At 63.0% G+C, this 5,673-nt stretch carries 8 protein-coding genes and 2 pseudogenes; 4 read left to right on the top strand and 6 right to left on the bottom strand.

The features are described 5' to 3' along the window. Positions 1–812: 812 nt before the first annotated feature. A complete protein-coding gene (locus tag NKH01_RS34830) occupies positions 813–974 on the bottom strand; it encodes a LuxR C-terminal-related transcriptional regulator (RefSeq protein ID WP_353024708.1) in 162 nt (53 codons plus the stop codon). A gap of 71 nt (positions 975–1,045) precedes the next feature. On the opposite strand from NKH01_RS34830, the gene tnpA reads away from it, so the two are divergent. Both tnpA and tnpB (NKH01_RS34820) read left to right on the top strand, forming a co-directional pair. Continuing rightward, positions 1,046–1,513, top strand: a complete 468-nt coding sequence (gene tnpA / locus NKH01_RS34825) for an IS66-like element accessory protein TnpA (protein WP_353024707.1) — start codon at positions 1,046–1,048, stop codon at positions 1,511–1,513. Further along, positions 1,510–1,626 (top strand): annotated as a pseudogene (tnpB, locus tag NKH01_RS34820) (IS66 family insertion sequence element accessory protein TnpB); the annotation flags it as partial. The gene tnpA and the pseudogene tnpB (NKH01_RS34820), both read left to right, overlap by 4 nt. A gap of 85 nt (positions 1,627–1,711) precedes the next feature. Here the strand turns inward: tnpB (NKH01_RS34820) and NKH01_RS34815 are convergent. The 5 genes from NKH01_RS34815 to NKH01_RS34795 all read right to left on the bottom strand — a co-directional run bounded on the left by NKH01_RS34815 (position 1,712) and on the right by NKH01_RS34795 (position 4,866). Next, complete coding sequence (locus NKH01_RS34815; protein ID WP_353024706.1) at positions 1,712–2,389, bottom strand: tyrosine-type recombinase/integrase; 678 nt, start codon at positions 2,387–2,389, stop codon at positions 1,712–1,714. Beyond that, positions 2,383–2,718 carry a site-specific integrase gene (locus NKH01_RS34810; protein ID WP_353024705.1) on the bottom strand — a complete coding sequence of 112 codons (336 nt, stop codon included), beginning with the start codon at positions 2,716–2,718 and terminating at the stop codon, positions 2,383–2,385. The genes NKH01_RS34815 and NKH01_RS34810 overlap by 7 nt, the downstream gene beginning before the upstream one ends. Further along, complete coding sequence (locus NKH01_RS34805) at positions 2,715–3,632, bottom strand: tyrosine-type recombinase/integrase (RefSeq protein WP_353024704.1); 918 nt, start codon at positions 3,630–3,632, stop codon at positions 2,715–2,717. Before NKH01_RS34805 ends, NKH01_RS34810 begins: the two co-directional genes overlap by 4 nt. Next, positions 3,629–4,207 carry a site-specific integrase gene (locus NKH01_RS34800; protein ID WP_353024703.1) on the bottom strand — a complete coding sequence of 193 codons (579 nt, stop codon included), beginning with the start codon at positions 4,205–4,207 and terminating at the stop codon, positions 3,629–3,631. The genes NKH01_RS34805 and NKH01_RS34800 overlap by 4 nt, the downstream gene beginning before the upstream one ends. 71 nt (positions 4,208–4,278) lie before the next feature. Beyond that, on the bottom strand, positions 4,279–4,866 hold the full coding sequence (locus NKH01_RS34795) for a hypothetical protein (RefSeq protein WP_353024702.1): 588 nt from the start codon (positions 4,864–4,866) through the stop codon (positions 4,279–4,281). Between the two features lie 196 nt (positions 4,867–5,062). Between NKH01_RS34795 and tnpB (NKH01_RS34790) the strand changes: the two genes are divergently transcribed. Next, complete coding sequence (gene tnpB / locus NKH01_RS34790) at positions 5,063–5,383, top strand: IS66 family insertion sequence element accessory protein TnpB (protein ID WP_353024701.1); 321 nt, start codon at positions 5,063–5,065, stop codon at positions 5,381–5,383. A gap of 73 nt (positions 5,384–5,456) precedes the next feature. Continuing rightward, positions 5,457–5,673: pseudogene (locus NKH01_RS34785) on the top strand (IS66 family transposase); the annotation flags it as partial.

Genomic DNA, 5,673 nt, shown 5'->3' with positions numbered 1-5,673 from the left:
CGGCCTCGGTCGCCGGCCTGCTGGTCACCACCGAAGCCATGATCGCGGAGGCTCCGAAGAAGGAGTCGGCTGGCGGCGGCATGCCGGCTGGTATGCCCGGCGGTGGCATGGGCGGCGGCGGCATGGGCGGCATGGGCTTTTAAAGGTTCTCGCATCTCGACAATTTCGAAAGGGCGGCAAGCAATGCCGCCTTTCTTCGTGCCCATTGCGCCGGTTGTCGGCGACCCGCAAGCCGGGGTATATGCCCGCCAAGGGTTGTGCTTATGTTTGGACGGATACTGCCTTTTTTCCTGGGGCTGGCTTTACTGTTGGGCAGCGGCTGCGCGCGCAGCGATGATGGTACGGTGGTTATTCCGCGATCGCTTGATGCGAGGCGATTCTTTGACAAAGAGCCGCCACCGCTGCAGCAGCCACAGATCGAAACCAGCGTGTTTCCGGTTGCGCCACAGGAGCCGGAAAGGCTCGAACCGCGCCGTACGGCAAGTCACAAGACATCAAACAGACGTGGATCGCGGGTCGCAAGTCCTCCGCTCTCCTCTTCCGAGCCGCACAAGCTGCTTGTCTGCAAGAACGTCAGCGAGCCCGGCAAACGGTACCGTATGGTTTGCGAATAGGGCATTTGGTCTGGCCAGCGTTCTGCCCTCAGAGGGTCGCGCGCCTTTCCGGAATGAGGTTTTACAGAGCGCCGTCTCCCTTCTTTCCCCATGATCTAGTCATTCATCATTCTATAATCCCAGCTTCACGAACCGGTACGAATATTGCCGGCGGCAACCATCGCCGGCGGCCCTTCCCGCGAAGCGCTTGGCTAGCGATCAAAACCGTCTTTGGAAGAAAAGGCCGCGCTCTGTCGCGATCGCAACTGCATGCGCCAAGCTTTTGGCACCCAGCTTGGCCCGTGCCAGATCAAGATGAAATCGGACCGTGCGAGGGGATAGCGACAGTATCTCTGCGGTCCGTTTGACCGTGAGCGTCACGAACACCCCGTCTTGCCTGAGGGCTATGCACTGGCGAGATTTGCCGCCTGATTTGCGAGGAGCGCAGGCGCATGGAGCGGGACGAGCCTGATGCCAGTCATCAAGACAGTCATCAAGGCAGGCATGAAGAGGATCGCTATCGCCGGATCGAGGTGATCACCGGCCGGCGGCGGCGGCGCAACTGGACGCCGGCGGAGAAGGCTCGGGTCGTCGCGGAGAGTGCGGAGTCGGGCGCCAACATCTCGGCAGTCGCGCGACATTGGGGCGTAAGTCGCGGCCTTCTTTCCGTCTGGCGGCGACAGGCGGGCCTGGTGCAGGCGAAAGCGGCTGCGGAGACGACGCCAGCCCTGCAGTTTGTGCCAATTACGATCGCGGGCGAGGACCGGCAGGTCGAGCACGCCGGCGCAGTGAAGCGCGAGGTGCCCACGTCGGCCGGTCGGATTGAGCTCGAGATTGGTGAAAGCCGCCTCGTCCTGACGGGCTCGGTCGATCCGACCCTGGCGACCGCCATCGTGGATGCCTTGCGTGTGCGGCGGTGATTGCGCTTGCCGGCGACGTGAAGGTCGTGGTGGCGACGCAGCCGGTCGACTTTCGCCGCGGCATCAATGGCCTTGTTGCCCTGGTCGCCTCGGCTCTTGCAGCCGATCCCTATTTATGTGTCGGGCGAGATTATGTGGCGGAGCCGCCCTGACGCCCGTCAGGGCCGGCCAAGTCTGACTGCCTCCGCCACATAATATTTAGATGCCATTCAGCAGTTGCAGAACGGCGTCGTTTGGTCGGAAACGCACGCCGTGGTCGCCGGCGACGCCCGCCTTCTCGAGCCCGTTGCGCATCATCTCGACATCCGCGGCGGCATAGCGGTGGGTCGTGGCGACCTGTGCGTGCCCGAGCCAGGCTTGGATCGTTAAAAGGTCCACGCCGGACTGGAGAAGCTTCATGGCGAGGGAGTGCCGGAAGATGTGCGGCGATATGGGCTTGTCGGCCAAGGCAGGCCTGACAGCCACGGCCTCGGCGGCCGCACGTCGTACGATATGGGTCGCTCCGAAACGAGTCAGGCGCTCGTTGCGGGCGCCGACGAATATCGGTCGCGGCTCGTGATGGGCGATCCCGCGCTCGCTCAACAAAGTTGTCAGTGATCGCGCCAGGTCCTTAGGAATGGGGACGATGCGGTCTCTGCGCCCCTTGCCGCGCAGCAGCACTTGCGGGTACGACCGCTCCAACTGAAGATCGTTTGCGTTGACGCCGGTGGCTTCGGAGACCCGGGCGCCGGTCCGTGCCAAGAAGAGCAGAAAGGCTCGGTCGCGCCGACCACGGGGCGTCTTTGGATCGGGCGCCGCGATGAGGGTGTCCACTTCGGCCTTGGTGAGGTGGTGCGTCACCTCAATGTGCGTCCGTTTGATGGGAATCGTCAGCACGCGTTGGGCGACGCCGAAGGACGCCGGGTCGGCGGCAGCGACGTGGTGGAAGAAGATCGGATCGCGGCCAGGCGGGCGTTGCGCGTGGCGACGGAATTGTTCCGCTTCTCCTCGAGCTCGTGGAGAAAAGCGAGAACGAGGTCTCGATCAAGCTCTTCAAGCGCCAACGCCGCCGGCTTCTTCCGCAACCGGGCGGCGGCAAAGAGGATCAGCATGCGCAAGGCGTCGCGATAGCTGGCCACGGTCGCGGGAGTCGCGTTGCGCTGCTTGGTCAGGCGCCGGCGAAAGTAGGACTCCAGGAGCGGCGCCAGGAGCAAATGTTCGCTCATGCTGCACCTCCATCGAGGAAGGCGCGCTCCGCCGCAATGGCGAGAAGATCCGCCGAGCCAGTGAGGTAGTAGGCTGTATCGCTGTAGCTGGCGTGACCGAGATATGTGGCGAGCAAAGGCAGCAGCGCCTGAACGTCTGCACGCTGTTGGTGCCAGAGGCTGAGGCGGGTCACAGCGAAACGGTGCCTGAGATCGTGCGGCCTTAACGGCTTGCCGCCATCAAGATGGGCGAGCTTGCGGACCTCAGCAAAACCGTTTTGCAGGCCGGTCGCCGAGAGGCGGTTGCCTCGGGAGCTGAGGAAGAAGGCCTGGTCCTTGGGCGTGGGAAAAGCAGCATCGCGCTCATGCACATATTGACGAAGGGCTGTTTGGGTCGTCGTGTGAACTGGAACGAGACGATCCTTGCGGAACTTCGTCTTCCGAATGAGGAGGACCCCGTTGGCCAGATCGACGTCGGAACGATCAAGCCGGACCACTTCGCCCGATCGCAGTCCCGAACTCGCCAACACTCCGATCACTGTCACCAACGTCCGCCCCCTGAGAGGGGTCCCTGGCGAAATGCGGTCGCATGCGTCGATGAGCGACGCCAACTCTGCCTCGCTGAGGATACGCGGAGGCGGTATCGCTCTGGATCTGGGGAAAGCTCTGCGCTCCAAGGCCTCGGTTTGGGTGTCATAGACGGCGAGATACTCGTAGAATCGGCGGAGTTGCGGCCGTTGGCGGCGCCGCCGAACGACAGGACGAAGTCCAGCGCCATCGTCTGGGTGGCGGAGGGCATCGAGTTGAGCGCGCTCAACGTAGCGGACGAAAGCCCGCAACGTGCCGGCTTGCTTGCTGAAGGCGTAGCCGAGGGAGTGGCGCAGCTCGATGTAACGCTCGGCCTTCTCGCCGAGGAAACGGACGAAGGCGGTCATGCGACGCCTCCCGGAAAAGGGAGTGCGACCTCGGCGAGCTGCGAGGCCGCGACCTTTACGTACAGCGCCGTTGTATTGATGCTGCGGTGCCCGAGAAGATCGGCGACCTCGTTGATCGGCGTTCGCTGCCTGACGAGCTGGGTGGCAAGGCTGTGGCGCAGGAGATGTGCACTTGCGACCCGCCCGAGTTCGACCCCGCCATGCCGCAACCGCTTCCGCACGATCCTCGAAACAGGCGATGCGCACCTGAACGGTCCCACGGGCGGCGTGAAGGACAGGAACAGATATGGGCTATCCACCTTCGGTCGAGCGCGCAGGCTGTAGTCGGCGAGCGCGGCGCCGGTCTCCTCGAGGAGCGGCGCCACCCGATCACGCTTGCCTTTGGTGCGCCGGACAAAGACCTCGCCAGTTCGCCAGTCGATATCCTGCAGCTGAATGGTGCGGAGCTCGCCGTTACGAATACCCGTGGTGGCGAGCAGCAACAGGACGGCTCGATCGCGGATGTCGACCGGCGTCGTTGCGCCGACCGCATCGATTGCGCGCCGAACGTCGTCCCATGCAAGGCGCGGCGGCAAATGCGCCAAACGCCAATGGGGCGGCCTTGGGACGACGCGGGCGAGATCCTGGTCATGGTGGCCAGCCCAATTCAAAAACCGAAGAAATATTCGGATGTGAGAGGTCGCCGCCGTGCGGGTGGCGGAGGTCGCGATAGCGACAGCCGATGCTCAACGGCGGCGAAGACGTGCTCCGCCGTCAACGCTTGGAGCTCGTGGTCGGGATGATGATGGCGGAGCCAATCCAGAAAGCGGCGGCCGCCCAAAAGAACGCCTTCGCGGGTCTTCGGCTCCAGGCCCCGCACTTTGCGCAGATAGTCCGAAAAGGAGGCCAGAAGCGGAGCATCTGGATCATCGTCTACACTTGGAACAGAACCAATGAACCGCTCCGGAGCCACTCGCCGTGCGTGTCCCAGAGCCGACACTGCCCCGATGCGCGGAGTATCAGTAGTAAACGTGCACAAATAGCTGTCGATGACATCTTGAGGGATAGGCATCGGACCACAGCGCGTCGCGGCAAACTGGCCAAAGCGCGCAATCCGGCTCAGGTAAATCTTGGCGGATGCTGGCTTATAACCAAGCATGAAAAAATGCTCCGCGAGGCGATCCATCTCGCCACCGAGTGCACCGCTACGCAGGCGCTTGAGCACCCTGCGATACGAAAAATAGAACTCGAGCATCCTGCCCCTCCAGCATCGCGGCGCAGGGGAATCCCGCGTCCGTCAGAGAGGCATGAAATATTATGTGGCGGAGGATTCCAGACTTGGCAGGCCCTGACGGGCGTCAGGGCGGCTCCGCCACATAATCTCGCCCGACACATAAGAACGGATCGGCCCCAACGTCTCTCGCACCAGCGCCGCCAGCCCCTCCGCGCCCTTGCGGTTATGCGGAGCCCTGCATAACCGCAAAGGTCCCGACGGCCTTTTGGCACTGGTGCGCGATGCCGGCTCGGATCCATTCAATGGCGCACTTTATGTATTCCGCGCCAAAAGAGCGGACAGGATCAAGATCGTCTGGTGGGACGGCAGCGGCGTGTGTCTTTATGCCAAGCGGCTGGATGAGGCGAAGTTCTGCTGGCCGCGGATCGGCCACCACCGGGTCCAGCTCAATCATGCTCAGCTCATGGCTCTGGTTGACGGAATGGACTGGAAACGGGTTCGAACGGAGACCGTCAGGCGGCCGCAATCGGTTGGGTAAAACCCTGCGGCATGATGAATCAGGGAGCTGAAAACGCGGGAAAATTGCCCGCGAATATGCTCTGATTTTGGCCATGTCGGCACCCGATCTCGCGCTCCCGGACGACGTTGACGCGCTCAAGGCGATGGTTGTTGCCATGGCCGAAAAAGCCGCCGGTCTGGAAGAGCGTAATGCCGATCTCGAAGCCCACAATACGCATCTCGAGTTGGTCAACAAGAGCGCCGAGGAGCGGATCGCACGACTGACGGCGGTGGTGAAGATGCTGGAGCGGTCGCGCTTCGGCAGCCGCT

Source organism: Mesorhizobium sp. M1403, assembly GCF_040317695.1.
Taxonomy (GTDB): domain Bacteria; phylum Pseudomonadota; class Alphaproteobacteria; order Rhizobiales; family Rhizobiaceae; genus Mesorhizobium.
The sequence above is the reverse complement of the archived record's forward strand: the minus strand, read 5'-3'. Positions and strand labels throughout refer to the sequence as shown.